The sequence below is a fragment of the Chryseotalea sp. WA131a genome (assembly GCA_025370075.1).
GTDB lineage: Bacteria > Bacteroidota > Bacteroidia > Cytophagales > Cyclobacteriaceae > ELB16-189.
Genome location: CP073016.1, coordinates 1,155,777 through 1,182,647 on the forward strand (window position 1 = coordinate 1,155,777; position 26,871 = coordinate 1,182,647).

Annotated in this window: 20 protein-coding genes and 3 pseudogenes; 13 read left to right on the forward strand and 10 right to left on the reverse strand. The window is 40.3% G+C overall.

The window, feature by feature from the left end; all coding sequences use genetic code 11:
• Positions 1 to 14: 14 nt before the first annotated feature.
• The 6 genes from KA713_05150 to KA713_05175 form a co-directional block, all read right to left on the reverse strand.
• Positions 15 to 2,465 carry an ABC transporter permease gene (locus tag KA713_05150; GenBank protein ID UXE67982.1) on the reverse strand — a complete coding sequence of 817 codons (2,451 nt, stop codon included), beginning with the start codon at positions 2,463 to 2,465 and terminating at the stop codon, positions 15 to 17.
• 91 nt (positions 2,466 to 2,556) lie between these two features.
• Positions 2,557 to 4,320: an HAD-IIIC family phosphatase gene (locus tag KA713_05155; GenBank protein UXE67983.1), complete on the reverse strand. Its 1,764-nt coding sequence runs from the start codon at positions 4,318 to 4,320 to the stop codon at positions 2,557 to 2,559.
• Positions 4,313 to 5,032: a PIG-L family deacetylase gene (locus KA713_05160; protein ID UXE67984.1), complete on the reverse strand. Its 720-nt coding sequence runs from the start codon at positions 5,030 to 5,032 to the stop codon at positions 4,313 to 4,315. The genes KA713_05155 and KA713_05160 overlap by 8 nt, the downstream gene beginning before the upstream one ends.
• 222 nt (positions 5,033 to 5,254) lie before the next feature.
• Entirely contained in the window at positions 5,255 to 5,830 is a 576-nt protein-coding gene (locus KA713_05165; protein UXE67985.1) for a UpxY family transcription antiterminator, read from the reverse strand.
• 123 nt (positions 5,831 to 5,953) lie between these two features.
• Complete coding sequence (locus KA713_05170; GenBank protein UXE67986.1) at positions 5,954 to 7,168, reverse strand: homoserine dehydrogenase; 1,215 nt, start codon at positions 7,166 to 7,168, stop codon at positions 5,954 to 5,956.
• 442 nt (positions 7,169 to 7,610) lie between these two features.
• Complete coding sequence (locus KA713_05175) at positions 7,611 to 8,492, reverse strand: ParB N-terminal domain-containing protein (GenBank protein ID UXE67987.1); 882 nt, start codon at positions 8,490 to 8,492, stop codon at positions 7,611 to 7,613.
• Between the two features lie 81 nt (positions 8,493 to 8,573).
• Between KA713_05175 and KA713_05180 the strand changes: the two genes are divergently transcribed.
• The 6 genes and pseudogenes from KA713_05180 to KA713_05205 all read left to right on the forward strand — a co-directional run bounded on the left by KA713_05180 (position 8,574) and on the right by KA713_05205 (position 15,109).
• Positions 8,574 to 9,017 (forward strand): hypothetical protein, encoded by a 444-nt coding sequence (locus tag KA713_05180; GenBank protein UXE67988.1) that lies wholly within the window; start codon positions 8,574 to 8,576, stop codon positions 9,015 to 9,017.
• A gap of 248 nt (positions 9,018 to 9,265) precedes the next feature.
• Positions 9,266 to 11,149, forward strand: a complete 1,884-nt coding sequence (locus KA713_05185) for a hypothetical protein (protein UXE67989.1) — start codon at positions 9,266 to 9,268, stop codon at positions 11,147 to 11,149.
• A gap of 147 nt (positions 11,150 to 11,296) precedes the next feature.
• Positions 11,297 to 11,797: an NYN domain-containing protein gene (locus tag KA713_05190; GenBank protein UXE67990.1), complete on the forward strand. Its 501-nt coding sequence runs from the start codon at positions 11,297 to 11,299 to the stop codon at positions 11,795 to 11,797.
• Between the two features lie 366 nt (positions 11,798 to 12,163).
• Positions 12,164 to 12,610 carry a hypothetical protein gene (locus KA713_05195; protein ID UXE67991.1) on the forward strand — a complete coding sequence of 149 codons (447 nt, stop codon included), beginning with the start codon at positions 12,164 to 12,166 and terminating at the stop codon, positions 12,608 to 12,610.
• Between the two features lie 635 nt (positions 12,611 to 13,245).
• Positions 13,246 to 13,548 (forward strand): hypothetical protein, encoded by a 303-nt coding sequence (locus tag KA713_05200; protein UXE69039.1) that lies wholly within the window; start codon positions 13,246 to 13,248, stop codon positions 13,546 to 13,548.
• 25 nt (positions 13,549 to 13,573) lie between these two features.
• Positions 13,574 to 15,109: pseudogene (locus tag KA713_05205) on the forward strand (FAD-binding protein).
• A 58-nt stretch (positions 15,110 to 15,167) separates the two neighbouring features.
• Here the strand turns inward: KA713_05205 and KA713_05210 are convergent.
• The 3 genes from KA713_05210 to KA713_05220 all read right to left on the reverse strand — a co-directional run bounded on the left by KA713_05210 (position 15,168) and on the right by KA713_05220 (position 19,815).
• Positions 15,168 to 15,506, reverse strand: coding sequence for a hypothetical protein (locus KA713_05210; protein UXE67992.1), 339 nt, complete (start codon positions 15,504 to 15,506; stop codon positions 15,168 to 15,170).
• A gap of 108 nt (positions 15,507 to 15,614) precedes the next feature.
• A complete protein-coding gene (locus KA713_05215) occupies positions 15,615 to 17,102 on the reverse strand; it encodes a hypothetical protein (protein UXE67993.1) in 1,488 nt (495 codons plus the stop codon).
• Positions 17,092 to 19,815: an SIR2 family protein gene (locus tag KA713_05220; GenBank protein UXE67994.1), complete on the reverse strand. Its 2,724-nt coding sequence runs from the start codon at positions 19,813 to 19,815 to the stop codon at positions 17,092 to 17,094. Before KA713_05220 ends, KA713_05215 begins: the two co-directional genes overlap by 11 nt.
• A gap of 47 nt (positions 19,816 to 19,862) precedes the next feature.
• Between KA713_05220 and KA713_05225 the strand changes: the two are divergent.
• From KA713_05225 to KA713_05235, 3 genes and pseudogenes are all read left to right on the forward strand, one after another.
• Positions 19,863 to 20,932, forward strand: a pseudogene (locus tag KA713_05225) (IS3 family transposase).
• Between the two features lie 799 nt (positions 20,933 to 21,731).
• Positions 21,732 to 22,226 (forward strand): DUF2384 domain-containing protein, encoded by a 495-nt coding sequence (locus tag KA713_05230; protein ID UXE67995.1) that lies wholly within the window; start codon positions 21,732 to 21,734, stop codon positions 22,224 to 22,226.
• Positions 22,227 to 22,228: 2 nt separating this feature from the next.
• Positions 22,229 to 22,705 (forward strand): RES family NAD+ phosphorylase, encoded by a 477-nt coding sequence (locus KA713_05235; protein ID UXE67996.1) that lies wholly within the window; start codon positions 22,229 to 22,231, stop codon positions 22,703 to 22,705.
• 382 nt (positions 22,706 to 23,087) lie between these two features.
• Here KA713_05235 and KA713_05240 read toward each other — a convergent pair whose 3' ends face one another.
• The gene (locus tag KA713_05240) at positions 23,088 to 23,432 is read right to left on the reverse strand and encodes a helix-turn-helix transcriptional regulator (GenBank protein UXE67997.1); all 345 of its coding nucleotides are present in this window, start codon (positions 23,430 to 23,432) and stop codon (positions 23,088 to 23,090) included.
• Positions 23,433 to 23,735: 303 nt separating this feature from the next.
• On the opposite strand from KA713_05240, the gene KA713_05245 reads away from it, so the two are divergent.
• From KA713_05245 to KA713_05260, 4 genes and pseudogenes are all read left to right on the forward strand, one after another.
• Positions 23,736 to 24,518, forward strand: coding sequence for a recombinase family protein (locus KA713_05245; GenBank protein ID UXE67998.1), 783 nt, complete (start codon positions 23,736 to 23,738; stop codon positions 24,516 to 24,518).
• Between the two features lie 12 nt (positions 24,519 to 24,530).
• Positions 24,531 to 24,755 carry a hypothetical protein gene (locus tag KA713_05250; protein ID UXE67999.1) on the forward strand — a complete coding sequence of 75 codons (225 nt, stop codon included), beginning with the start codon at positions 24,531 to 24,533 and terminating at the stop codon, positions 24,753 to 24,755.
• On the forward strand, positions 24,742 to 25,602 hold the full coding sequence (locus KA713_05255) for a recombinase family protein (protein ID UXE68000.1): 861 nt from the start codon (positions 24,742 to 24,744) through the stop codon (positions 25,600 to 25,602). The genes KA713_05250 and KA713_05255 overlap by 14 nt, the downstream gene beginning before the upstream one ends.
• Before the next feature lie 21 nt (positions 25,603 to 25,623).
• Positions 25,624 to 26,157: pseudogene (locus tag KA713_05260) on the forward strand (recombinase family protein).
• Positions 26,158 to 26,871 lie beyond the last annotated feature (714 nt).

The window sequence follows — 26,871 nt, forward strand, 5'->3', positions numbered from 1 at the left end:
AAAGATTTGGACTACTACTGCTCTCTCAAAGCATCCACTGGATTCTTCTGGGCAGCTTGAAGCGTTTGCAAGGTTACAGTCAGTAGCGCGATGATCATAACAACTGAGCCCGCAATCAGGAAATACTGGAACTTCAGATCAATCCTATAAGCAAAATCGGATAACCAATTGGACATGAAATAATACGACAAGGGCAGGCCCGCTGCGATCGATATCAGTACCAACTGCGTAAATTCTCTGGACACCAACAATGCAATTTGAATATCTCCCTGCCCTAACACCTTTCTTATTCCGATCTCCTTTTTTCTCTTCTGGGTAGAGAACACCACAAGCCCAAACAATCCAATACAGGAAATGAAAATTGCAATCCCGGCGGCATATCCCGAGAGCATCTCAGCTCTTTTTTCACGATCATACAGCTTTTGATACTTTTCGTCCAGGAACCTGAATTCAAACGGAAGGCTTGAAACAAAGTACTCTTCGTAAGCACTCCTCACACGATCGATTACATCATCCTGATTGTTTCCATCAATCTTTACGATCAATTGAGATGCAAAATCATCCGTAGTCAGATTGATGAACAGCGGCTTTATTTTTTCGTAGATCCGTTCAAAGTGAAAATCCTTAACGACCCCGATTATTTCCCGCTCTTCGCCCCAAAGAACAACCTTTGCCCCAATCGGATCAGTAAGTCCCATCTCTTTCACCGCCGTCTCATTGAAGACTATCTTTTTATTCTCTTCCCCGAATTCTCTCGAATATGAGCGCCCCTGTACCATTTCCATTCCTGTGGTCTCGACGAAATCGTAACCGGCCGCTATATTTGCAAACACCATGTCGTTGTTCGGATCTTTGCCTGGCCATGAGAGACCATCGGTAGTTCCGAAATTATCGATGAAGTAGGCATATTGCGAAGTATTTGCCACGCCGGGAATGTTCTTCAAAAGCTTCAAGAATCTCTCGATTCTTTGTTCAGGCTTCTCAACCCCCGTAGTGTCCTTCTTAAACGATTTGATCTGATTTGCTTCGCCAGCGTTAGATTGTTCAGAAAGGGGCACACCCTTCGTAAAGGTTATTATGTTGTCTTTATTGTAACCAAGGTTCTTCGTTTGTACTAATTCTATCTGCTTGTAGATTACCAGGATCGACAGAATCAAAATCGTTGTTACCGTAAACTGAAATACCACCAGTCCTTTTCGGATCGACTGACCGCCTTTCCCGGTATCGAGCGTTCCCCTCAAAGCCTTGACAGGTGAGAACCCCGACAGGTATATGGCCGGGTAGCAGCCCGCCAGGATGCCGGCTACAATTGTTACGATTAGAAATCCACCTACCGACCACACAGTGAATGTTAACACGACCTCCTTTCCAAAGAGTGTATCGAGTTCCGGTAGTATGAGTATCACCAATACCAGTGCCACACTCAGCGAAATAAATACTGTCATCAACGACTCCATCAAAAACTGTTCGAACAGGCTTATCCGTTTGATGCCAATCGCCTTTTTCAAACCGATCTCCCGCACTCTGGTCGATGCTTTTGCGGTGGACAAATTGATGAAGTTAACACACGCGATCAAAAGTATAAGAGCCGCTATTACAATGAATAGTTTGATATACTCGATCTTCCCTCCTGCGGGCTTCCCGTTCTCGTAAGCGTCATACAAGTAGGTATCCATATACCGCTGGGCAAACAAGGTACCCTGTGAATCACTATTCTTGCTTTTTACTACGTCTCGGATCCTGTCATTGAATCGGTCGATATTGGCATTGGGATCTAGAAGCAGGAACGTATACGGATTACTGTTGTCCCAATTCTGGTATCCATCGGTAAGTTTATTGATGACTTCATAGCTGAACACGGCATCAAACATGCTCGATGAGCTGGCGGGAAGGCTGAACACTCCCGTAACGTTGTAACTACCACCGAAGGTATTGTGCAACCACACAACGTTTTTACCCAAGGGGTTCTCCTTTCCAAATAGTTTCAATGCTAACTCTTCCGAAATAACAACCGAATTATCGTCGTCAAGCACATGATCCCTGCTTCCTTGAGTGAGCGGGTAAGAAAACACAGAAAAATAGTCCTTGCTGACGAATTGGTTGCGTGATGTCACGAATTGCTCTTGTCCATTCGACAGGATAAATTCGTCACTGGAAAACCATTCAAATGGAAGCACTGTGACAGCTTGTTTGACCTCCGGAAACTCCGCAACCAGTAAAGCGGACAATGGGCTTGGAGTATTTTTCCAAGTGGTGATCCCATCAGACCCCGGCATGTTTTGCAGAACCTGAACGAGGTTGTCCTTGTTGTCCAGGAATTTGTCGACACTTAACTCAGTCGATGTCCATATGTAGATCAACAGCACCGTTGCAAGACCGATCGTTAAGCCAGTAACGTTTATCAAAAAGGAGATCTTATTCCTTTTGATCTGTCTGAAGAAGAGTATGAGATGATGTTTTAACATAGTGTTGGCTTTGATACCTGAAATATAACTGAAAAAATAGTTGGTGGCAAGTTAGTTCAATTTCCCGAGTGGGGTTTTCGTCAGTGCCCCCCTACTTACTATCCGCTATCTTCTCCAGGATTTTCGGATCCATTTTGAAACTCATTACTTGTGCTACGTGGACCTCCTGCTTCAATTCCAGTTTTAAAGTTTGGACATTGTTTGTCTTATCCTGGACCATAAATGGAAGATCTTGAAATACCTTTATTAAAGGCCCGTTTTTTGCACTAGTTACCAGTCTTGCCATCATCTTAGTAAATCCCGCATTTCGCAGCACAAGGCAGAGCTCCTTTATAAAAGTGTATTCAACCATTTTTTGCGCCACGCGACAAGAAATTACAAAGTTTTCAAGGTATGGTTCTTTCACAATCCTGAGACTGGAAAATCCGACTATTCCATAGTTCCCATAACGGTCCTTACAGTTTATTGCTACAGGAACTACTAATCTGTCCTTAAGAAGACTACGAAACTCGCTTTCTGAATACCGAATAGTGGATAGATTTAACTGATTACTCCGTTGAACGAGTTCGAAGCACCGACGAATCTGACTTTCCTCCTCAGGAATAAATGCTTCTGCATGCATGGCGCAACTGATGAGAAAACTCTCATAGGAACCTGCAAATTTATCGCTGTCCTCCACGCGGTTGGTTTCCACCAAATATTGTATACGTCGGTTCTTGCTTTCCTCACTAACAATCACGTCGAATTCGGGGAAACTCGGAATATACTGTATGTCGTTTTCGGTGTAGATATTCACTTCCGGGATATGCTGCTTTATTTCGTCCCGTTCAAATGGCGAATCGTCTATTATGCCGACGTCCGCCATCCCAATATTGAGCTGCTTAACGATCTTCAGAAGATTCTTGCTTTTGGGATCCCAGTTGATTTCAGGTAACACAAAATACTTGTCCAGTTTGAACTCTTTAATTTTCTCCCAGCAAGGCTCATAATTATTCTTACTGACAATAGTTTGAATTATTCCACGCGCGTCCAGCAACTTTATGGCCCTAACGGACTCGGGATTTAGGAAAACCTGTTGGTCTTCTATCAGAATTCCACGCCACATGGTGTTATCTAGGTCCCACGCAATGCACTTGATCTTTCGGTGACTTCTATTTTCTTTTTGGCTGCTTTCCTGTTTCCGAAACTTTACAAAATCCAGCCAGGTGAAAATGATCCTTTTCTCTGTATTGGTATCCTCTGGGCAAAGGTGGATGTAGCCCTTTAGGCCTGCTAACGCGAATGAACGAAAGGGAATGCTAAATCTATTGTGGCCATAACTGACCGTGAAATCCGTTCTGAGCCTGGTCTGTCTTAGTTCATTTTTCTGCTCAAAATGTTCAAAGATTAACTTAAAAGGAGTTTTTTCAGTAGAAAAACATTCGATCAGGAACTCATCGAAAACTCCATCGCGATAATTACTTTTTCGATTCGCGTTGTTAAAAAGTCTTGACCAAAAATTGACGTTGAACGGCCGCCCTAAAAAGTATCGTATTTGGACAGGATATGAATCGGCAAGTTTGGCCTCAACTTTCGCCCATTTACGGAACCTGATGTCAGCGCCGTAATTATAATGGCCGACAAAATTCCGATTTGGATAGATCCCGTAGGCTGATCGTTCGCAATTTCCATCCTCCCTCGCAGAATAGAATGTGCAAAGCGAATAACATGTTGGCATAGCACATTCGACGCAGTGAATTTCCCATGTCAGATGGAGTGTAGCCAGAATGTTTCTTCTGTCGACTGCAGAAGCGCTTGTCTCGACGTCTCCTTCAGTTCTCCAGATATCCTTCCTGATCCACTTCCGGTCAAACATCTTGCGTGATTTTTTCAGCCCCAATAGGAACCCAGATCCGTTCGTAGTGATTATTGTCGAACAGGTTATAGGAGTACGATTTTACGTACCCGAGCCATTCGTCCGACATTTGACTTTTATAGCATCGTAGCAGAGACTCCTTGAGTTCAATATCAATCTCAAAGATCTCGGGACGGTATCCAGACTCAGTCATTACCCTAAATGTGTTCTTGTGATCGTGGCAACTCCTGGCGGCATAAGGCAGATCTTCGTAAAAAAATACCATGCAACCGAGAGCAATCAATTTCCGGGAAGCTGAGCGGACAATATCGTGATCGGGATGTTTCAGACCGCTTGCTAATGGAACAATAAAGATATCTTTTCGGCCACAACTTTTAATAAGTGTATCGGCGATTCGGTCGACCAGGTCTCTTTCGGTTTCTTCGCTATGTTGATCCCGAAATGGAAAGTCAACGAAATCCAGGAACTTAAAGGTGTAGCCGAGTTTAACCGCAACGTCCGATTCTTCATTCTTTCTTATCCCAGTGATTGTGTCGACATCAGGTGGATACCCATCTTCGCAAATCGCATCCCGGTTAGTCCAGTTCGAAACAGTAAATACATACTGGATCGTTACGTGCTCGTCTCTCTTAAGGAGATTTCTTACTGCGCCTCCCATGCTCAATATTGCATCGTCGATATGCGGGGAAATAATTTGGATAGACCTTTTCATTCCACTTTACACGGAGGGGAACAAAGGAACTTCCAGTCTCGTTCTATTGACGAACAATCGTCCTGAGAAGCAGGAAAAATGTAATTCCTTCCTCCTGAAGCTTATCATTGGTCTTCGTTCTGCCCTTGGATGCGTATATACAACATACCAGACGGCGCTCGTTTGATCGGCAATCATTTAGTTTGATTTTGTACTTATGACTATGAACACAGCATAGACTCGTCACGTATCGACAAGCGAACTTTCTTGAATAAAATCAATCTTCTTTGCATACTTTGACGAAAGTACAAACGAAAAAGCTTTCATCAAACCCTCTACTTTAATAATCAATCGAGACTTATTACATTTTTTAATGACCACACCCTCTAGCCCTGCAAAGTGTCCGTGCGCTATTCTTACCTTCATTCCCTCCTGAAAATGAAAATATTCCTCCGTTGAAATCTCATCAAAATCTCCACTCAATAGCCTTTTAATTGTCAAGATTTCATTCTCTCTGATCACAACTGGTTTACCTTCAATGGAAACAAATTTCAATAACTCATCAATTGAAAACAGAAGCCTTCTCCTAACATCATCCACTTTCACAAACACATAATTTGAAAAAAGTGGGACTTCCATTTTTTTCTTTCTATCGCTCCATTGCCGGATAACTTTATGCATTGGCAAGTACGATTCTATCCCCATCGCAGCAATACTTGAAGCCACTTTTCTTTCTGACTTAGGCAGTGTATAAACAACGTACCACTTATTCTCATGTAGATTTGTGTCATACCTGAACTTATTCTTTGACTTTTCCATTGCGGATATGTGCCTTTTCAACATTAGCCATTCTATTCCGGTCATGCTCAGCCAACTGCCATGTCTTTAAAGATCGAGCGACCCGTTCAATAGTAAGTGAACTCGATGACCCTTATCCGCTGCTTAAACTAGCGCGAGCTTTTCAACACTAACGGGAAATTGCGTGGTCTTTGGACATAATATAATTCCTACCGATCGCTCTTTCGATAAAGTAAGAAGTTTCTCCAACATTATGCTTCCACGCATATATTGGTTTCCCTGAAATGCATAGCCCGACATAAATTCTACAAAATCTCCGGGAACAAGTTCACCAGGATTTTGAAAGCTAATGAACACCTCCACGCACAGATCATTTGAAAATTGAACACTAAGTCCCTGGTGATGCTTTCTATATTCGTAGCGATAGTCATAAGCCAATGCAGAAATATCCGACATCACGGCCGAACCAGTGGGATAACAACCAGCACCTTTTCCAATAAACAGAAGTGATTCGCTGAACACACCCTTGATTTGCACGGCATTAAATTCATTCCTCACAGTAGCGAATTCGTCCGTCTTTTCAAGAAATTGTGGAGCCACAAAGCCATAAACCTTTTCACCATCTCTAAACGCGCGAGCAATCAACTTGATTGTATAGTTATTTTCTGACGCAAATTTCAAATCGAGCCCCGATATCTTATTGATGCCGATACTAATAATATCTTCGGGATTGACGAACAGTCCAAACGTATGGGCAATTGCAATCACGAGTTTGTATTTAGGATCATATCCACTAACGAGCGTAGGATCCGATTCCGCGAAACCAAGCCGCTGTACTGCCGCGAGTGCTTCTGAATAGCTGATCTTTTCTTCGAATATCTTTGTGAGAATGTAGTTTGTTGGACTATTAAATATCCCCGCGATACTACTGATCAGATGATCGTTGTTGCAATATTCTTCTAGGTTGCGAAGGATTGGTATACTTCCGCAAACAGCCCCTTCGTAAAGTACCGGTTTTCCATGCCTGCGCTGTAAAAGATAGATTTCCTCAATGTGCTCCGATAGCATTTTATTGTTGGCAGTAACTACAGCCTTGCCCTGCTCGAGTGCCGTCTTCACGATGGAGAATGCTGCGTCAGCATCGTTGATCAGCTCCACCACGATGTCAATTTTGGGATCGAACAAGATATCGCAACTGTCAAAAGTAAGTCGTGATGCAGGGATCATACGCTGTTTTTCATTCTTAACACATATCTTTTTAATTGCCGCCTTAATTCCAGCTGTTTCATGGAGCATATGATAGAGACCCTGGCCAACACCGCCAAACCCGAACATGCCAAGATTAAATCCCCTCTTCACAAATTAGGCGGACACTGTGCACTAAAGACAAGAAGCAAATAAGAATATTCGCGAATTAATTCTACCGACAAGAAATTCTAAAATGACAGAGCTTCGCTACTATAAGTCCCCCGTAACTTATTTGATCAGACGAGAAATACAAAAGAATTTACTTTTAATACAACTACTAGAAAAAAAATTTTTAGTCGCTAATTGTATTCTTTGCCAATGTAAAATAAAATAATCTTGACAAACAAGATTATTCTATTTTTTTTTCGATGTTCCTCGGTGGAATGCTTTTGTGACAGATGAACAAAATGAAAAAGGAAGTTACAGTATATTGTTAGTACGGTATTGAACCCTAATTAATTATCAATTACTTAATCTATTCTTAAAGCTCGAAAGCTCAATTTGACACTTTAACGAGGTGCGAGGTCGCTAAAGTTTTTTCGGGCTAAAACACCTAATCCTGTAATTCAGTTGCAAGTTTACCAATCAGCTTTTTTAGTTCTTTTATGGCAACGGAGTCCCTCGCAATTATAGCACGATTGATTGCACTGATAATCATACCCTTTATTTTTTTAAGCCTATCCTCTCTGGTAAGAAATGCAGGTTCCATGCCTTTAAGTATCTCTTGCGCTTTTTCGGATTTCTGCTTTTCGATCTTCTTTACCTTGGCTTCCACTTCCTGCAAGACTTCCTCTTTGATCGCCTTTGCTTTATTGTACAAATCGGCTTCATTTTTTATGTTCATTTTTTCAGGGTTTCTAGCATCGGTAAGAGCCTGAACATCAGCTTTTTTAACCGTAGCTTTTCCTGTCAAGATGTTTAGTTTCAGTCCTGGGTTGGTAAAGCCAATTACATTGAGCCCCTCGGCAAACTTGGCATCCCTTTTTATTGTACTTTCACTAATATCAAATTGAGCGGCTAGAAATTCAGAAGTCGAAAAGTCATTTTGACCTTTAGATAGCACGTTATCATACCCACCTTTCTTTTTCTTTAAAGAAAGGTACTTTAAGCCTCGATAGTAACTCATTTGGTCTGGAGTCAAGTTCCTCCTTCCCATTTGGTTCTCGACCATCCAGATTTTGACTTCCTCGATATCCTTGAAATCAATCTTCTTTACCTTGAAAGGTATGTTGTTCTTTTTACAGATTTTATATCTGTTGTGTCCATCAACAAGAACCAACTGATCATCTTTTTTTTGCCAAGCAATAAGGGGATCTCGGCAGCCTTCTAGAAGAATACTTTTTTCTAGATTAAAAAACTCTTCTTCTGAGAGTGGATGTATATAATCCTTTATTTCCTTAAGAATTGTTAGTGATTTAGCAATATCGTTAACCATAAATTAATGTGGGCTGATTAAAAGCATGTAATAAACATCGCAATTTAGCGTTTTTTAACAGATATATTTTCGTTAAAATTTATGACTAAGGTGAAAATTCACTACATGCTCGAAAATAAGCCTTTACGTTTTTATTCCAATGACTATTCATTGATTATAAATTTCAATGGATCGGATGGTAACATATCAGGCCAATTTTGCCTATCGTCTCCATATGACTCAATAATTTTTCCTTTCAAAACCTTTTATAATAAAGACGATATCTCAAAATTTGCATTTTCAATAGAATGGTCTTTTTCTCCCAAAGAAAATTACGGGTTTACCATGTTCTCAGCGCAGATTCTAAACCCAAATGTCTTAATTCTTGATTGGCTTATGGTAAGAAATGGCGTAGATGATTATTCTGTCAAAGGAACTAATTTTCTTTACTCCTCGATGTATTACGATGTTCAAGGGAAAAAGACGCCCCTGAGTATAAAGCCGTTCCCCTTAGAGTTTGCAAGACGTTTCGAGAAAGCATCTTAGTAAGTTTGTCACAATGGAATTGTGCTAAAGAAGTCGATCTCTGTAGACAAGCAGATAAGGTACTTTTAGAGAGTATGGATTGATAAGTCCTTCTTCAAAAATCCTTAACACAACAACTTTTTCATTCCTTCCCAAAAATCCCATGGGACTTTCTCCCACCCCTTCCCCCCTTTCTAATTTCACATCGCTATTTTCGCCTGAGCGGAGCATGCCGAAAATCCGAAGAAGAGTAAGCAAAACCAGTCCCTATGAAAACACTAAAAGTCTTTTTAAATCTTTTATGCTTGATGCTAGTGGTTGTTTCTTGTCGTGATAAGGAAAAGCCGCTGGATATAACACAGTTTAATTTAAATCCTGCTTTTGAAATGAATCCCCCAATTCCTAAAGGAGTATTTATTCAGGAATTGACAAAGCCAACGGAGAGTGGAAATATTCTTTTAACCTCTGAGTTTGAACAAGGGCAACTGAAAGAGTCGTTTCTCCCAATTCAATTGGGTGATGAAAAAGTAGTATTGAATGATGATGGCAAAAATGGAGATGAAAAAAAAGGAGATAACATTTTTAGTATCGTTCTAAAAGAAGACGTCAAGGAGTTAATGAAAGGAGTACGCAGCAATTTAGAATTATTCTCTAAACAAAATCCACCCATCCAATTCGACAATCGATCGGCCATTGTGCTTACTCGAGCTGACTTGCGGGCGCGGTTAAAAACTTTTGATTTTGAGAATGGTTTACGTAAGAAAGTGCCCATTGATCTGTTTGTAATTGCGCCAGACGCTGCCACTCTTGTTAAAATCAAAGATCATTCTTTAATGGTTACCGATCCGGCTGTAGTGGAGGACGGAACCCGTACATTTAATCCTTGCACACGGGTTGGCAATTCAAGTGGTGTATGGACGTTTGGCATGTTAATGAACGAGCTTGCTAACCAAACAATGACTGGAGTCAACCCTGTTGATTTCACGTTAAGCTGGCTCAAATCATGGAAGACACTGGCTAATCCAAATAATGATAATGTCCCCGCAAGAAACGCGATTGACAATGTTATAAATACCTGGCAACAGTTAAGTGGTGGTGTCAACCAGCCATTAAAGTTGGAGGCATTGCCATTTAAGTTAATGGCAATTGTCAATCGACTTGACCTTCGAGGAAATTCGGGATATGGATTTAGTAATGCAGGAGAAGGTAGACTTGTATTCACTGCTCTTTCCTCATCCTGTAACCCATTGCAGTTTACCGTCATTTTCGAATACGGCATTAATAAGAGTAAGTGTAGTGATGTAAAAGCATTTGCTAAGCAGTGGTACGAACTGGAAAACGAAACAATCGGCTCAACCACCTACAATCAGAAGCTACAGGATATTACAGATCAGTTTACTAAGGGTGGTACTAATCCCTCAAAGCCAAACCAGAGCTCATTAAATCAGCTCCGCACAAACGAAATAGCTTTGGGCAGACCATGGGAACTTCGTGAATTTTCAATAGATGCTGCAACGCATCAGTTAAAAATTACTACCACAAAGCAAGAGCCAGCTACAATTTTCAATCAAGTCAACACATTAGCTTTAAGCACTCCTCAGCCCGTTCAAGCAGTTAATGTCGAAAGGCTAGTGAAATTTATTAACGATAACCAAGCTGCAGTTGAAACAAATAACTATACCGTCCCTGAATTGTTTGACGGAGTTTCCTTTTTGGGAGGTAAATCGCATTCTATTGACGCAACTAGCTATCATTGGAATGGACGTAATGTTGCACCAGAGCTAATTGTTAGCGATAAGGCTCGTCATGTATTCTCCTTGAACACATGTAGTGGTTGCCATGGAGGTGAAGCAAAGACTTTCACATTCACTCATGTTAGACCAACAAGTTTTGGAACTGCGGCTTCCTTATCGGGATTCTTAACTGGTTTGGGTACAGACGACAATAATGATCCTTCGGATAACGATGCAGATCCATTGGGGCTTTTTTACATTAACGACCCTGCTGGTAGGCTCAGTGGAAGCCCTCGCGGATTCAACGACTTGGCGCGAAGAGCTCTTGACCTACATGATTTGGCTAATTCCGGCTGTCGGATTAAAGTGCTTGATTTGGCCCGCAGGCTTAAATTCAAGCCGATAAGAATGACGCATTAAGGCAAACAACATATAGGCGCAGAATCCCGAAACGGATCAAATGAAAAAAGCAATTGTTTATGCGGCCACTTCGCAAACACACACTGTTACCGCCAATGCCCAAAGCAACGCAACAGAAACTTGTTAGACAAATTAAATTGACAACACATGAGAATCTCAGTATTTCTTGACGGAGCGAATTTCTTTTTTATGCAAAGAGATGCATTAAAATGGTTCGCTGACCCAAAAAAACTTTTGGACTATATTGGTAAAAAAGGAGAAATTGTTGATGCGTTTTATTACATAGGACAAGATGCACCACCCGAGGCGAAACAGCAGGCATTCCTAGACGCACTTCCCTCAATGGGCTATACGCTCGTTACAAAACAAATAAAGACAATCTATGACAGCAAAACTGGGACAACAAAAAGGAAAGCAAACTTAGACATTGAAATCGTTCTTGACATGTTCAATACACTAGAGCATTACGATCTAGCAGTATTAATCAGTGGTGACGGAGACTTTGAAAGAGCATTGAGTCTTTTGAGAGCAAGAGGCAAGCAATTTCTAGTTATTGCCACTGACAAGTTTGTAGCAAGGGAATTACTCAATGTTGCTGGACGACATTATATTGACCTTATCGACATAAAAGCAGAAATACAGAAATAGTTTACAGCATCGGACTGGAATGGATAATAATAGTGTTGGAGAAGTTGCCTCTGAGCTCATAAATCTACGGTAGACAATTTGAAAGGCGGATTATAGAAACTGAACAAAGCAGGCGGTTATTCTGAATACTCTTATGGATAGTCAAAATAAACATGATAAGCTTGACAATAAACTATATCATCGGTGAGATTGTTAGATTACCGTATTGAATTTTCCTTCGAATGCCCGTTAAAGCATCCGTAAGAGTGTGGTTGCTTTGAAAATCCCACATTGGCAATTATGACAAACTTTATCTATTTGAAATCAATTGCTCAATGCCACTGTGAACATTCTTAAACAGATTTGAAACCCATTAAAACAACGACAATGAAAACAGTATTGGCAATTTGGCACAAAGGCGACAACGGAAAAACAGAAACTTTGAGAGAGTTTGCAAATTTACTATTTGCAACTTACCCATCTCGCACACAAATCTTCCCAACGACTGCAATGGTCCCAACAACAGGCGACTTTAGACTTGTTGTTCAGATAAACGGCAAAATAATTGGTGTTGAAAGTCAAGGCGACCCAAATACAAACCTACAAAACCGACTGTTAGAATTAGCTGATAATTTCAAATGTGAGGTTATACTTTGCTCAACAAGAACGAGAGGAGACACAGTGGTAGCAGTTGATAGTTTACATCACACAAGAGGGTTTGACACTATTTGGACTTCGACTTACCAAGTAGCTGGACAATCACAACAAGTTATTGCCAACAATCTAAAAGCAAAACACATATTAGACTTACTTCAAACCCTTGGAATAATATAACGGACGAAAGCAGCTAGGCTACTACACACGTTTTTGCATTTGGACGGGTGTTGCGGAAATTTGCGGTTGGCTTCGTATTAGGTTCAGTACTGTTTAGATTTAGGGCTTGTTGTTTTCACAGGAGACTTACAACCATTAAATATTGCACATTAATCTACAGTGTCATCGCCAACAACAATCTAGGACTATGCAAGTTCGGCATAAGTGTTATAGGTTGCTTTAGCCGAATCTATTCCACTTAAAGTTCGTAGCTTTTTGTAGATATGTATGCAGCACACGATATATATTGGTAGATCTAAAAAAATGAACCCGCGTGTTGCTGGCTACTTGGCTGAATCTGAAGAGCGCAGTGATGTTTTAACTTCGTAGGCCAATACCAAATAACGTCTGTTGCCTTTAGTTGAGAATGAGTACTCACGAGCGCTGCTCCATCGCTTGCAGCCATAAGACGACATAGGAGTTTCTCCCACTGGTTACCAGCAATTTGAAATATAATCGCCAATTTCGTTTAGGCACGTTTGGGCTGGTCAGGACACGCTCCCTTATAGAAATTCAATATATATAAATACCCAAGAATTATGCACAACGAATTCGACTCCAAAAAGCACGTGTTAATGGCTGCGTTGGTGGTGACCATGACCCTCGCCCAGGGTTGCTATCATTATCGTGTATCTTCAGCTAAGTTTGATCCTTCTACCAATTATCAAAAAAAACGAGTGGATGCCTTGTTTTGGGGAGTTGGGCAGAAGAGAAACAATGCCATCGATGTAGTTACCACCAATTGCGATAAACTCAATATCAACAAAATTGACGAGGTAAAGGTAACCACGAATTACGGGTACGCACTCATTACGGTACTTACACTAGGTATCTGGTGCCCTATGCAAATTGAGTGGAAATGCGCGAAGCCCTGCGACAGAGAGGGCTCCATTCCTTAATTATTCACCCTTAAACAACATTGAGATGATCATTCACAAATCCGGCAATAAAAAATGGATCAATCGCCACGAGACTTTTGAGCAGCCCATCAACGATCTATACGATCTCGCCAACCGAAATACGGGAGATATACTTGCCGACTATAACGACACTACCGAGTCGATTCAAGAAATTATTCAGCAAGCAATTGATTCGGGTACTACCCTGCGCGTACTTGGTGGATAATGGTCGTGGACAAAAATCGCTGCTACCAATGGAATACTGCTCAACACAAAATCGTTGAATATCACTTTTAAGATCAGCCAGCAGAACCTCTCCCCTTCCTGCGCCAAATCCCCCGAAGATTTATATTTTTCCCAATGCGGAACATCCGTAAAGGAACTAAGCGATCGCTTAAGAAAAAGAAATCGATCGTTAAAAACATCAGGCGCCAGCAATGGACAAACTATTGTTGGAGCCATGTCGACTGGTACGCACGGTTCGGCTATTGATGTGGGGTCTATTCAAGATTGTGTAGTAGGTCTCCACATTATCGTAAGCCCGACCAGGCATGTGTGGCTTGAACGCAAGTCCAACCCTATCGTTTCTCAAACCTTTGTATCGAATATCAAGGCTACGCTCATTCAAGATGATTCTTTGTTCAACGCAGCGTTGGTTTGTTTCGGCAGCTTCGGATTCATTCATGGCGTGATGATAGAAACAGATCCACTGTTCCTATACCGATGCTATCGATTGAAGGTGGATAGCGGTGATGACTTATATGATTTAATGGAAACGTTGAATTTTGAACGTACGAGTGTTGCCCTACCCTTCGGCAATGAGCGCCCTTATCATTTTCAAACGCTCATCAACCAATATGACAAAAAAAATCAGGCGTACGTTACCGCCATGTATAAAAGGTCCTATACAAATACATATTCGCCACCTTCAACCACAGGCGGATTTGCGCCCGGAGATGACGCACCTTCTTTTATTGGCGCCATCATTCAAGCACTTCCTGTTCTAGTGCCTCCAATAGTCAATGCTCTAATCTCATCTGCCTATGCCCCTTACAATAGTGTATGGGGAACCCATGGGGAAATTTTTAGCAATACGGATACCCATGGAAAAGTATTGAGTTCCGCTACAGGCGTTCCACTAAATTGCGTAAACAAAGTACGTTTAATACTACTGGAACTAAACAAAACGAAGGGTCCATTTGCCGGAGTGATTGCTTTCAGATACGTAAAAGGAACACAGGCAACCCTTGGTTTTACCAAATTTCCAATCACGTGCATTGTCGAATTAGACGGTGTCTTCTCCAACGAGTCATTCCGTTTCTATGAACTCTTTTGGGCTGAGTTGTTTGCGCAGAATGTTCCATTTACGTTCCATTGGGGCAAACTTTTAAAACTCGACAATCTAAAAATCAGAAAGCTCTATACAGATGAAAACGTAAATGAGTGGCTTGTGGCGAGAAAGAAGGTAATGATTGACCCGTTAAGCATGCGGGTGTTTACAAATGACTTGATGGTAGAATGGGGGCTTGATATGATTAGCACAGAAAAACAAATTTCTTAGTTTGGCAAAGATAATGCATAGAATTTGAAAGTGATTGGCTGGAATAAATACAGCTTTTTCAAACTGGTTTGGCTAGGCCATACTTCTTAAAGATGGTGTGTAGCTCAATTTCAAGGAGGGGATGTTCAGGTGTGAATGAACTTGACCCAAGTATTTTGGTATCTCGAATGATGGAGGCATAGTGGACGAGATCAAGGGAATTATCACGCAGCTCCTTCAAATCGCGTTTGATGAATTCTAGTTTCACGGGGCTGATGGCTATGGTATTGAAATTCTCTTCCAGATAAGCCAACAGCATATCCTCGTTCATTAACTTGGTTAGGTAAATGTTGCGTACCTCCCAAATATTGGAAATGATTGCTTCGGTGGATATAGATGGATTTATTTTGTTGTGCATTGGGTTGGTCAAAATTATAAAGAAAAAGGTAATAGGGTGGTTTTTGTGTTCAGTAGATCAAAAGCAAATGTCAGGCTACACAAAAAATGTTTACAAGTTGGAGAATATTTATAAATAAAATCTAAATGATGATGGGGGCTCTTCATCACCAAATTCAGCCATAATCCCACCCACGCGTCTTGAGAATAAAAGAGTCACTGGATGACCACCTGTAGTACTTGCTGTATTCCAGTTCATGCGAGAAAGGGCTATTACATCAGAAGCGGTTTTAACAATATCGAGTTTTCGATCAGACTGTATTTTGACAGGCGCAGGTATATGTGGGCCAGGATATGTATTTAATTCCTTCATGAAACCAGTTGTGAAAAGATAACTTGCATCATCATTTACAGTGCAAAGCATTCCTCGTCTTGGTGGATAGTCGCCAAACCTTACTAATCTGAATTCTGTTGGAGCTAAATTTATTAACTCAACAATTGGTACATTATTTAATGCGGAATACAATCCTTGCCTTTCAGCGTCATCAAAAGTTGTTGTCTTGTGTAACACTATTCGCAAAGGTGTGCTTCCAGTTCTATATCTATATTCATTGAGGATACGCTCACCCAAAAATTGCGCTTGTTCTTCAGTCAAGTGGACATTCCTTCCTTGCTCAGCAGTCCAAGGAACATTAACTCCTCTAATAGCAAAACCTTCACCATCTGATGAAAATGCCTGTGCAATACATGACCTCACAAGGTGCTTATCATGAGTGGTATAAAGATGATGAAAGCTAATTCCAACATAACAAGTTTCTACACCCTCCTTTCTTAGACGCCAAGGAATACCACCAGCTTTATAGTATAAAGCTATGCTGCTGTTCCATGCTCTAATAGCAGTATCTTGATTCTTCAACGAGTCGAGAAATAGATTATCCGTTCCAATTTGGATAGGAATACCAAATCTCATCGCTGTTGCTTTGAGAGCCCTCCTAAAGTCTCGGTTTAGAATATCCTCTTCTTGCTCTTCAATTGGTTCCTTTTCAAAGTCAGCAAATAATGGAAGCTGGTTTGAAAGAGCTTTGGCTTTCTTCCGATCCTCTATCTTTACCTTTTCGTTTGTTACGCTCCAACATCTATCAATGACTTCATTCGAAAGACAGCAAAATATTACGTCAGGTTTTACTGTGTCAATTTTTGAAATATGGTTTAATCCGTTAGAATACAGAGCCAATGTATTCTTGAAGACCTCTGTTTCTTTTCGTTGAGAAAGTATTTGATCGAGACTCGACTTATCAATAACATAGTTCCATCGTTCGTTAAATGTTATATCTGCCCTGAATGTTTCTTTAAAGCCTAGAAAGTTAGGGTATTGAAATATGTTAGCCATTTTTGATTCGATTGGCTGTTGAGTACAACTCAACCAATTCATTGCTTTTTCTATCATAACTTCATCACCAATAAAACCTACATGAATAACTGATTTCCGTGCTGTGCCAAATCTCAAATCAAACGGCCCCCCCTGTTTTAAACCTTCCTTCGGGTCCATAAATTCTCCCACTCCGCCAAATTCAAGCGTGGGATCAGGTATCTGAGTTATCTCTATTTTAGTTGCCATCTTTTTTCCTTTCCTTATCCTGTTCTTCCTTCGCAAGTTGCTCAAGTTCTTTTTCTATATCTTCAATGTCTTCCAAATCACTTGGCTCCACGAAGGGATCAACAATTGAAACATCATGAACTGATGCTATTGGTAGTTTCGATGACAACACGATTTCCGGAAGATCGGAATCTACAATTTTTTGCCGTTCCGATGTCCTCATGTTAGATCTTAATAAGAAAACGCTTTCACTGTTGACTGAAATATAACTAGCCCAAAAAGTAAGGTCGTTATGAACACTCATGTTATAATCCCTTGAAGCTTTCTTGGTGGAAAGAATATTTACTTTTTCGGATTTGAGTAGTTGCTTAATTCCATCAATTGTAAATACATAGGCAGGATTTATTAGCAAGTACCAAACTGCGCCAAGCCGTTCAAAACTAAACCATATTGATTTGTGCTCCCAATAGTAAACTTTCCCAGTAACTTTGTTGATTCTAGGTTTTGCGACCGTTCTTGTAGCTTTTTTTATTCTTCCCTGATAACTGATTTCTTTAGGAGACCCATCAATATTTTTTGTAAAATATGCTCTTTTTTTCTTTGTATCGACTCTAAGGCCTACCGAAAACAAATGCTGAATCATACTGTCATTGAGCAATTGAACCAACTCCTTCGTTCCATTATTTAGGTCAAGAAATTCTTCAATTGTTATTTCTTCAAGAGTACCTACGTCAATGAACTGTTTTAATGGACTGGTCGCTTTTGATAAATCATAAAAAGACCAAATTCTTTCTCTCAAGAGCAAAAATGATGGTGTCCAGGCGTTGTTCAGTGCATTGTATATTTCTTGTCTTCGCCTTACGTCTGTATCTGCGTGATAAATTACCCTCGGTAGTTTAAGTATCTCAAATAGATTACAAGCGAATCGTACTGGTTCCTTCACATTAATTGTGGTAGTAGTAATTGGTGTCGCAGTAAGTGTTTCTTTGTCTACCTCTTCAATTCTACGGTATATGACTACCTCGAAATTCTCTTCCGTAACCGTTGGTCCAAATGTGATTGCCGATCCACCATTCATGACTTGCTTAACAACATCAGAAAGTCCAGAGCCTTCTTTATCCATTGCTCCTGCTCCGTAAAACAAGTCTGCAAGGACGGGATTTCTGTATCCTTTAATTCCGCGTTTGCCCTTTCGTATTTCATCTTCAAGTGATTCTGACAATAGCTGACGTTTCACTTCTTCAACAAGTCCGCCAGGGCTTGTAAAAACAATTCGGTCAGCAGACACACGAATTACTACGGGGATAAGTATTGAATAATCCCTGTGAACTATGGAGTTGACTATTATCTCCTTTAAAGCAAGAGTTGGATAAGGATAGACATTCTCTGATAGCTCACCCTTTAATCTGAATGGTCTGTTTATTAAGGTGAGAGTATCAGTTATCTCATTCAATTGGTTCCAAATATTGCCCTCTATTTTTCTCTCAATAATACCCGTTGACAAATTTTCAAAACTGACTTCTCTTTCAGATGAAAACGAAGTTACTTCCCTCAACCATTCTTCACTGCCCTCGAATCTCAAAATAGTATGCGCTTGTGGCAGATACTCTTGTGTCTTAGAAGAGAATAACAAAATGCCGGATGAAGTTAATTCGTATTTATCGTTTGCTACAAGTTCTGCAACCTTTAGACGAACCATTTGCTGATAAAACCACCAATCCTCTTCGTAAACTTTAATATCTAGTCTCGAACAATAGTTCTTGATTCGCTCTCTTAATAAAGCCACTTCGAGGGCGCCAATAGTATTTTCACCAACAAGTCTCGTGTCATAAGAAGGAGCACAGACATTATCTTGTTGGACAAAGACAGGTTTGGCTTTTAAGTCAATTTGTGTAGCCCGTAGTTTACCCCAGATTTCTTTTTTCATTAGTTCATCAAATCCATCTATTGGTATAAACTGAAAGTTATTACCTGCTCCCTTAATTAGTTCCCGTAGATGTGGAGCCAATAGCGACTCATTAGCTTGGGCTTGTTCTAAATCTCTTTTTAAAATACACCAATAAATACCTTGATGAAAATTATTCGTGTAAGACAGATTGTCCAGAAATAAGTTCTTCATCACTGATGGCTCAGACCCCCTATAGCCAATCACAAATAACGGTCTGTCCTTCAATAGCGGTTTCAATGTTGAAGACAACTCTGGGTTCAACGTCTGAATCTCATCGACCAAATTCTGATCAGTGTAATGCTCTACGGATCCGTGCAGATAAATTAGTTGAGGATATTTAGGGGTATATGAAAATGTAGATAAATCAAACGGAGTTTTAATCAAATGAATAACTGGTGGCTTTCTTACTTGAATACTAGCTTTGTATAAGCAATTATCAAAATTCCCTGTTAAAACTGTGTCAATAAGTTCAAGGTGCATTAACTCGCACAATATCTCATAACCTCTGCTGGAAGGGATGTCTGGGTTAATAATCTTTAGGAAGAAATCTTTTCTGGTTTGACGAGGATTCAATAGTTCCTCTATGATGATTGGATAAAGGACACTATAATCATCTGTGTACCACGAAAACTTAGTAAGCCACTTCTTCCAATCGCTCATAGTCAGCCGTGGGTCGTCAACCGAAATTCCGTTAGTATCACAATATGCCCACTTAGCTGCTTCTTCAACAATTTCAACGACCAACTTAACACCAGACTGCTTTGATGCTCCTGAAAGCTCCCCCAAAAACAGTAGCGATTATAAATAGAGTTTAATCGTTAAATTGGGAAGAAATGAAAACAACAAAATTCAATGAGAGCCAAATCGTGGGCATCCTCAAACAGCAAGAACAAGGGAAGAAAGTGGCCGACATCTGCCGGGAGAATGGCATCAGCCAACCTACATTTTATTACTGGAAGAGTAAGTATTCCGGTATGGAGGTGCACCAGCTCAAGCGGGTAAAGGAGTTGGAAGGTGAGTTGGCCCAGTACAAGAAAATTGTAGCCGAGCAGACCTTGCAGATTACCGTTTTAAAGGACATTGTCGAAAAAAAGCTTTAGGGCCTGCCGAAAAACGGGGGCTGATTGACCACTCTACAGAAGAGCATTCCATCAGCATTCGTCAGGTCTGCCAACTGCTGGGCACCCACCCCTCAGTTCACCGTTACAAACCCAAGCCAAAAAATGATGGGCCAATCCGTGAACAACTTCAAATGATGGCAGAGCTCCATTGCCGCTGGGGCTTCTGGATGATGTACCACCGGCTGCGGCTATTAAATTTTGGGGACAACCATAAACGCGTCTACCGCATTTACACCGATATGAAACTGAACCTGCGCAGGAAACACAAAAAGCGCTTGCCTGCCCGAATCAAGCAGCCTTTGCTCCAACCCCTGCACCATAACCTGACCTGGTCGATGGATTTTATTCACGATGGCCTTTTGTATGGAAAACCATTCCGGGCTTTCAACGTCATCGATGATTTTAACCGTGAAGCACTCAACATCACCATCGATACCAGCCTGACCGGCAAGCGCGTGGTTCGTGAACTTGACCGCATAGTGGAATGGCGCGGGAAACCCGAGCGGCTCCGTGTCGATAACGGCCCGGAGTTTATCGCCCAGGCGCTGAAAGATTGGTGCGGTGACAGCATCGAACTTGTTTTCATCGAGAAGGGCAAGCCGCAACAAAACGGGTACATCGAGCGGTTCAATCGAACGTACCGCGAAGAGGTACTGGATGCTTATGCCTTTGAAAATCTTAACCAGGCACGGCTCCTCACGCAAGCTTGGATGTGGGTCTACAACAATGAAAGGCCGCACAGCGCCCTAGGCTACAGAACACCTTCGCAGTTCCTGTTGAAATATGGAAAACTCCACCACCCGTTGAGCGGGGTGGAGTTTCCCACATTCCAACAGGATGCCAAGTTCACCTGGAAATCTTTAATTTTGGATGCTACTAAGTAAGGGGAGCTTTCACTCCTGCACCAAGAAAACAAATCGGCTTTACTGATTTATTCAGTAATGAAACGATCGATCCGGGTTGTGCTATCTTAAGCATTCTACTATATGAGTTTAATGTATTGGTAAATAGTGACGTTAAATGACGATTATCAGGTCGTGAATATCAAGCTTTTCGTCAATACCTTTCACACAATTTACATTAATTTAGCTTTTAGTGCACCTAGTAATTCCGCGTGCTTAGCAGGACTATTTTTCAAAAGATTCTGGATGTTCAACAACTTCCATTTTATAGCAGGTAGGCATTGTATATTAATCGGATTAGTCTCTACTATAGTTCTACTTTTTTATGCTGTGATGCGTTCTTCAATACGGTCTCTAAAGAATAGATAGTTTGCACGAACAGATTGCGAAAACGTTGGTTTCCAATTCCTTTCAAAATCAACTCTGGCATGAAAATCACAACTTTATCCTTCAATTGAAAGCATCAATTATTGATTCCCATCATCAAATCTAACTGTTAAAAATTCTATCGCACGATCTGGATTTAACTGAAGGCAATTTGACATAAAGCCGGAATCGCGCAAAAGAATACCGGCCACTGTGAATTGTGTAGGGCGCTATTTACGGCACTACTGGTAACCAAATAAATTTGATAGAGAGCCAACTATTTTACGCCAAATGTCGTATCTTTGATAGACAAATGGCAAAATTAATGAAAACAACTAAACCAGGGGTCTTTGTAATCCGGGCGCTTAACACAGAGCCGGTCAATATTACAGTAGGCAACCGATTCGGCTTTTTTATCAAAGAGGCTGGCAAGGCCAGAAATTTTCACGATCTCAATACGATTATCGGCAAGGGACTGCCTTACCGCTCGGTCCAGCCCCTGATGACTTTCCTTGACCTGAACACCCAAGAAATAGCTGACCTTACAGGCGTATCGCAGCGCACTATTTCCAGGTGGGCAGATGATTCCATTATTGGTGTTCTTCCTTCCAAGAACTTGGTTAAGGTAGATGAACTGGTTCACAAGGGCATTGAGGTCTTTGGCTCTGAAGACTCTTTTAAGTCTTGGTTACAACAACCCAATACAGCCTTGGGGGACGAAAAGCCGATCGATTTGCTCCCTACCCCATATGGTACTGAGTTGGTGGAAGATGCTATCGAGGCCATGGAGTATGGCAACGTGATGTAACAATGGCCGAGTATTTTCGGATCATTCAAAAAAAACATGCTGCCAGTTCCATGGGCTACGGCAGTGGCGGGGCAAGATGGAACAGTCGAGGTGTTCCTATGGTTTATGCCGGCTCCAGTGTCGCTATTATCACTTCTGAATTTATTAGCATCAAAGGTGGTGCCGTGGTCGATCAGTCGTGGTCATTGGTTACTTATTCTGTTTTGTCAGAACCACCAATGTTGGATGAAGCTTCTTTGCCGGTTGACTGGGACTCGCGTCCTTACCCAATGTCAACGCAGGAATTCGGTAGAAATTGGGCGCGAATGAATACTTCGGTGTGCCTCAAAGTTCCTTCTGCGCGCATCCTTTTAAAAGCTTATCCGAGGGAACATAATCTGTTGATCAATCCATTGCATCCAAATTTATTGGGTGAAGTAAAAGTGGTGTCCGTGGATGATCTATTTTTTAATTTGAACGGGGCTACGGGGGCTAAGTAGGGTTGAAAGTTGAAGTAATAGCTTGCTAAAAATTATGAGAATTAAACACCTTTTATTGCAAAAAAGGATTTGAATTCAAGACTTAATGCAAAATTCCTTATTGTATTTGGTGATATTTTACTTTTGTCACCAGCTCCACATGACAATTCAATCCCACAATCACGGCTTCCATCATCGTTCGATTAAAGATTTAGTTTAGGCTCTTCTCTTATAACCAACTCTCAAGCAATCTTCTCTCGAAATTATAAGTGGTTGAGAAATTAACCAAAGCTCCATAGGTTGAGATGGACCAATGCCTGAATCGTCCTTGCAATATCAATCAATTCAATTACGACGCACTCCTAAATTAAACTCATTTACCCATAGATTATAGATCAACCAATTAAGCGAATACTTTACGCCCTTTTGCCTCCCGTATATAAGTATCAATAAGGTCAAAAAGTATTTTCCTTCTATCGTCTTCCAAACTGCAAATTCCCTCGATTCGCTTCATCACTTGCGAATCAAGCACTGAAATGGCCTCCTCATCTACAAGTCTGTCAATTGATACACCAAGAGCATCAGCAATCTTCTTGGCTGCTTCAATTGATGGCAATGATTCATCGCGCTCATACTTACCTATCATAACTCTTGAAACTCCACACAACTCGGCTAGCGCAGTCTGGGTAAGTCCTCTGGAATCTCTTAGCCTCAAAATGATCTTACCTGTTTTTAAAGAAGAAATCATACCTCAAAAAAATAATGAAACAATATTTATCAATAAAAAGCATAATAACCAAAAAAATAGGCTACATTGTACCAGTTAGATACATAAAGGATCTTTTATCAACATCACTAGAAGAAAAAAATCATTGGAGCTGTTTGCTTTTTGGATCGTCTAAAGTTAGAGAAAATATCCTGTTAATCGGTTCGCTACTCAGTATTTCCCTACGATTAAAAGGATGAACGATGAATTAGTTATTTGCTATTAAAAAGATGAAAGCCACCAAAGATCTGGTTGAATACTATCGGGAGATTCACTAAAAAATACATGGAAACATCAAAAATGGGCTGTGTTATTTATTCCCGAAGAGGGATTGATACTGATAGGAACTCATTTGATGCACAATTGGATATCTGTAGAAAATACTGTGCCGAACATGGTTTCATCATAAAAAAGGAGTTTTCAGACTTTGGGAAATTCTTAGACTTTGGGGAGATATGCCTATTGTTCGAGTATTTAAAAGATAATTTTGATGTTAGCTTAGTTATGGTTACGACTGAGGACAGAATTCTCAATTCTACAAACCCAACAAAATTGTATCAATACATCAATGATTTAATAAAAGTAGAAAGGCAGATAAACTTAATAACGATAACCGAAAATCAGAATCAGATATCATTTTCTCAGCTTCAGCGATCGCTCTTTTCATCGGTTACCTTATATGAACAATCGAAAAAAGAAGAGAAATCTTATAAAGGATTAATCGAAAATGCACTGGATGGAAATTGGATAGGAGTCTTACCAAAAGGCTACAAAAGAGTTGTCGTCACAGACTATAACATTGTTCATTCGAAGGAAGCCAAATTTATTCGTAAAGCATTCGAAATGAAGCTATCAAAAATTTCTGACAAGGAAATATTGAAGTACTTGTTTGAAAACGATATCTCGATCATTCGGAGTACTCTCCACGCAATTCTTAAAAATGTCTTTTATACAGGTCATATCAGAACGAAACTAACAAGTGGAAAATTAGTAAAAGGTAGGCACGATGGCCTCATCACGCAAGAAGAGTTTGAGCAAGTTCAGATATTTCTGCGAAATGGAACTTAAAACGAAATTCGAATGAGATCAATTACCCCTGTCGGCCTCGATGAATCTGAAATAAAACCGTCTGAAATAGTCGAGTCGACTCAACAGATTTCCATCGATGAAGGACATGTGCCAAACGGTAACCGAAAACTTGAAATAGTAACTGAGCAGGAGGAAGTCTTGAAAAGCACTGAACACTTTGCAGAAATGTTCACAAAAATTTGTCTTGAGATTTTTGATAAAAATGAAGAGAAGTAATTCAAATAAAGACTTGAAGTCAATCAATAGCTCTAGTGAGCCCCTGAGGTGCGTGATTTACTCCCTCAGGGAACGTGACACAACTTTCCATCTCAAGCCATGTAACGAACAGATCGATGCTTGCAGGAGTTTTGCATTAAAAAACAATCTTTTGATTAAAATGGAATTTTCAGATTACGGAGTTTCTCATAAAAGTAAAGAAATTGACGATCTATTTCATCATGTGTCAAATGAATTAGATATCCGAGTAATTCTTGTCACAACACAAGATCGAATTTTGAAGTCAAAAAATCCACGAAAGCTGTATAAGTATTTAAATCAACTAGAAAACTCCCAACGTGATATTGAAATTATTGCTGTATCTGAGCGAGACAGAGGGATGTCATTGTCGAAATTTAAGGAGTTACTCTTCTGGAAGATAAATTCTACTGAGAAATTAATAAAGGATGAAAAAAGATACAAAGGCCTAAAAAAATATGCTTTAGCAGGAGGTTGGATAGGAGCTTTACCAATCGGTTTTACAAGGGTAGCTATCAATCAAACAAATATTGAGGAATCCAATGAGTTAGCCTTAATCAAAAACGCATTTGAAATGAAACTTGCCAATACTCCGAGTGGTGCCATTCTCAAATTTTTAAATGAGCAAGGTATTGCTATTGATAGAGATTTTCTTCGCAGAATGTTTAAGAACATATTTTACACAGGCTTCTTCAGGAAAAAGTTGACTGACGGAAAACTAGTTAAAGGTCGATACAACGGTATTATCACTATTAAAGAGTTCGAGAAGATTCAATGGCTTTGCCGCAGTCGAAAATTTCCCGTCGAAAACAATGAATTGCTGTTATGAGATATTGCTAAAAGATAAGCCATGGAAAATAATAAACAAGAAGAGCGTTTAGTTGAGTTTGCGAACTCTATTGAATTGACGTCAACCAAAAAATCAAAGCCCCGGAATTGTATTACCTATACCAGGGTTTCTAGTTCAAAACAGCTTACAAATCAGAGTTTGGAAACTCAGTCTGTAGCGGTAAGAAAACATGCTGAAGGAAATGGACTTAAAGTTTTGAGAGAATTTGGAGGGATCGCAGAAAGTGCTAAAACCGATGATGATCGGAAGGAGTTTGATAGAATGTGGGCTTTTGCGACAAAACACCACAATGAGATTTCAGTAATAATAGTTTATTCCTTGGATCGATTTGGTCGGTCAGGAAATGGTGCTTTGATGAAGGTTCTTCAACTAAAGGAGGAATATGGAATAAGCGTAGTTGGCCTTACATTGCCAACAGACGAAACCGTATATGGTGACATGATCAAAGCATTGTATTTGTTTGCGGCAAAAATTGAAAACAATGCCCGCACTGAAAGGGCCGTGACAGGCATGAAGAAAAGACTATTGAAAGGTCTTTGGATTGGAATGTTGGGGATTGGCTATGAGTATAAGGAAATCGCGGGATCCAAACAATGTGTTGTTAACTGTGAGGGTGAACAAATTAGGCAGGCATTTAAATGGAAAGATGAAGGGTATTCAAATGCTGAAATACAGGAGAGGCTTAAAAAAAATGGTCTTGACTTGCCTAGGAATACGCTTTTTAGAGTATTCGCGAATATATTCTACACCGGATATATTAAACATGGTCTCTTACCTGAAAAAGTATTTAAGGGATCTCACGAACCAATTGTTGACATTGAATTATTTCTTCGCATAAATTCCAAGAAAATCAGGCCACAGGCATACAAGAAAAACAGATTTGCACTCAACTCTTTTGTTAAAGATTTTGAAACAAAGTGTTCATACACCGGATACAGTACAACAAATAGATACGGTAAGAAGTATTCGTATTATAAAGCCAATAAAGTGGGCGTCCGGATGAATCGTGACCAGATTTTTTTTGAAGGTAAGTTTATGGAATTTCTGGGCGAATATTGTATTAAGGAAGAAAATGTCCCAGCAATCGAAGCAATATTGATAAGTGGATTCAAAAATCATAATCAACATATTTCTAAAATAAAAGTCGAAGCCGAGAATAGGTTCAAGAACACTGAAGAGGAATATAAAAACTTCTTAACCGGATATTCCGTCAACCAATCGATTTCAAAAGAAGATTTTGAGCTGGTA

Excerpts from the sequence above, each read along its gene's own strand:
- KA713_05245 (UXE67998.1), top strand. The coding sequence starts at position 23,736 with ATGGAAACATCAAAAATGGGCTGTGTTATTTATTCCCGAAGAGGGATT.
- KA713_05175 (UXE67987.1), bottom strand. The coding sequence starts at position 8,492 with ATGGTTAACGATATTGCTAAATCACTAACAATTCTTAAGGAAATAAAG.
- KA713_05255 (UXE68000.1), top strand. The coding sequence starts at position 24,742 with ATGAAGAGAAGTAATTCAAATAAAGACTTGAAGTCAATCAATAGCTCT.
- KA713_05200 (UXE69039.1), top strand. The coding sequence starts at position 13,246 with ATGACCCTCGCCCAGGGTTGCTATCATTATCGTGTATCTTCAGCTAAG.
- KA713_05150 (UXE67982.1), bottom strand. The coding sequence starts at position 2,465 with ATGTTAAAACATCATCTCATACTCTTCTTCAGACAGATCAAAAGGAAT.
- KA713_05165 (UXE67985.1), bottom strand. The coding sequence starts at position 5,830 with ATGGAAAAGTCAAAGAATAAGTTCAGGTATGACACAAATCTACATGAG.
- KA713_05155 (UXE67983.1), bottom strand. The coding sequence starts at position 4,320 with ATGTTTGACCGGAAGTGGATCAGGAAGGATATCTGGAGAACTGAAGGA.
- KA713_05195 (UXE67991.1), top strand. The coding sequence starts at position 12,164 with ATGAAAACAGTATTGGCAATTTGGCACAAAGGCGACAACGGAAAAACA.
- KA713_05210 (UXE67992.1), bottom strand. The coding sequence starts at position 15,506 with ATGCACAACAAAATAAATCCATCTATATCCACCGAAGCAATCATTTCC.
- KA713_05160 (UXE67984.1), bottom strand. The coding sequence starts at position 5,032 with ATGAAAAGGTCTATCCAAATTATTTCCCCGCATATCGACGATGCAATA.
- KA713_05230 (UXE67995.1), top strand. The coding sequence starts at position 21,732 with ATGGCAAAATTAATGAAAACAACTAAACCAGGGGTCTTTGTAATCCGG.
- KA713_05180 (UXE67988.1), top strand. The coding sequence starts at position 8,574 with ATGACTAAGGTGAAAATTCACTACATGCTCGAAAATAAGCCTTTACGT.
- KA713_05215 (UXE67993.1), bottom strand. The coding sequence starts at position 17,102 with ATGGCAACTAAAATAGAGATAACTCAGATACCTGATCCCACGCTTGAA.
- KA713_05190 (UXE67990.1), top strand. The coding sequence starts at position 11,297 with ATGAGAATCTCAGTATTTCTTGACGGAGCGAATTTCTTTTTTATGCAA.
- KA713_05235 (UXE67996.1), top strand. The coding sequence starts at position 22,229 with ATGGCCGAGTATTTTCGGATCATTCAAAAAAAACATGCTGCCAGTTCC.
- KA713_05240 (UXE67997.1), bottom strand. The coding sequence starts at position 23,432 with ATGATTTCTTCTTTAAAAACAGGTAAGATCATTTTGAGGCTAAGAGAT.
- KA713_05250 (UXE67999.1), top strand. The coding sequence starts at position 24,531 with ATGAGATCAATTACCCCTGTCGGCCTCGATGAATCTGAAATAAAACCG.
- KA713_05185 (UXE67989.1), top strand. The coding sequence starts at position 9,266 with ATGAAAACACTAAAAGTCTTTTTAAATCTTTTATGCTTGATGCTAGTG.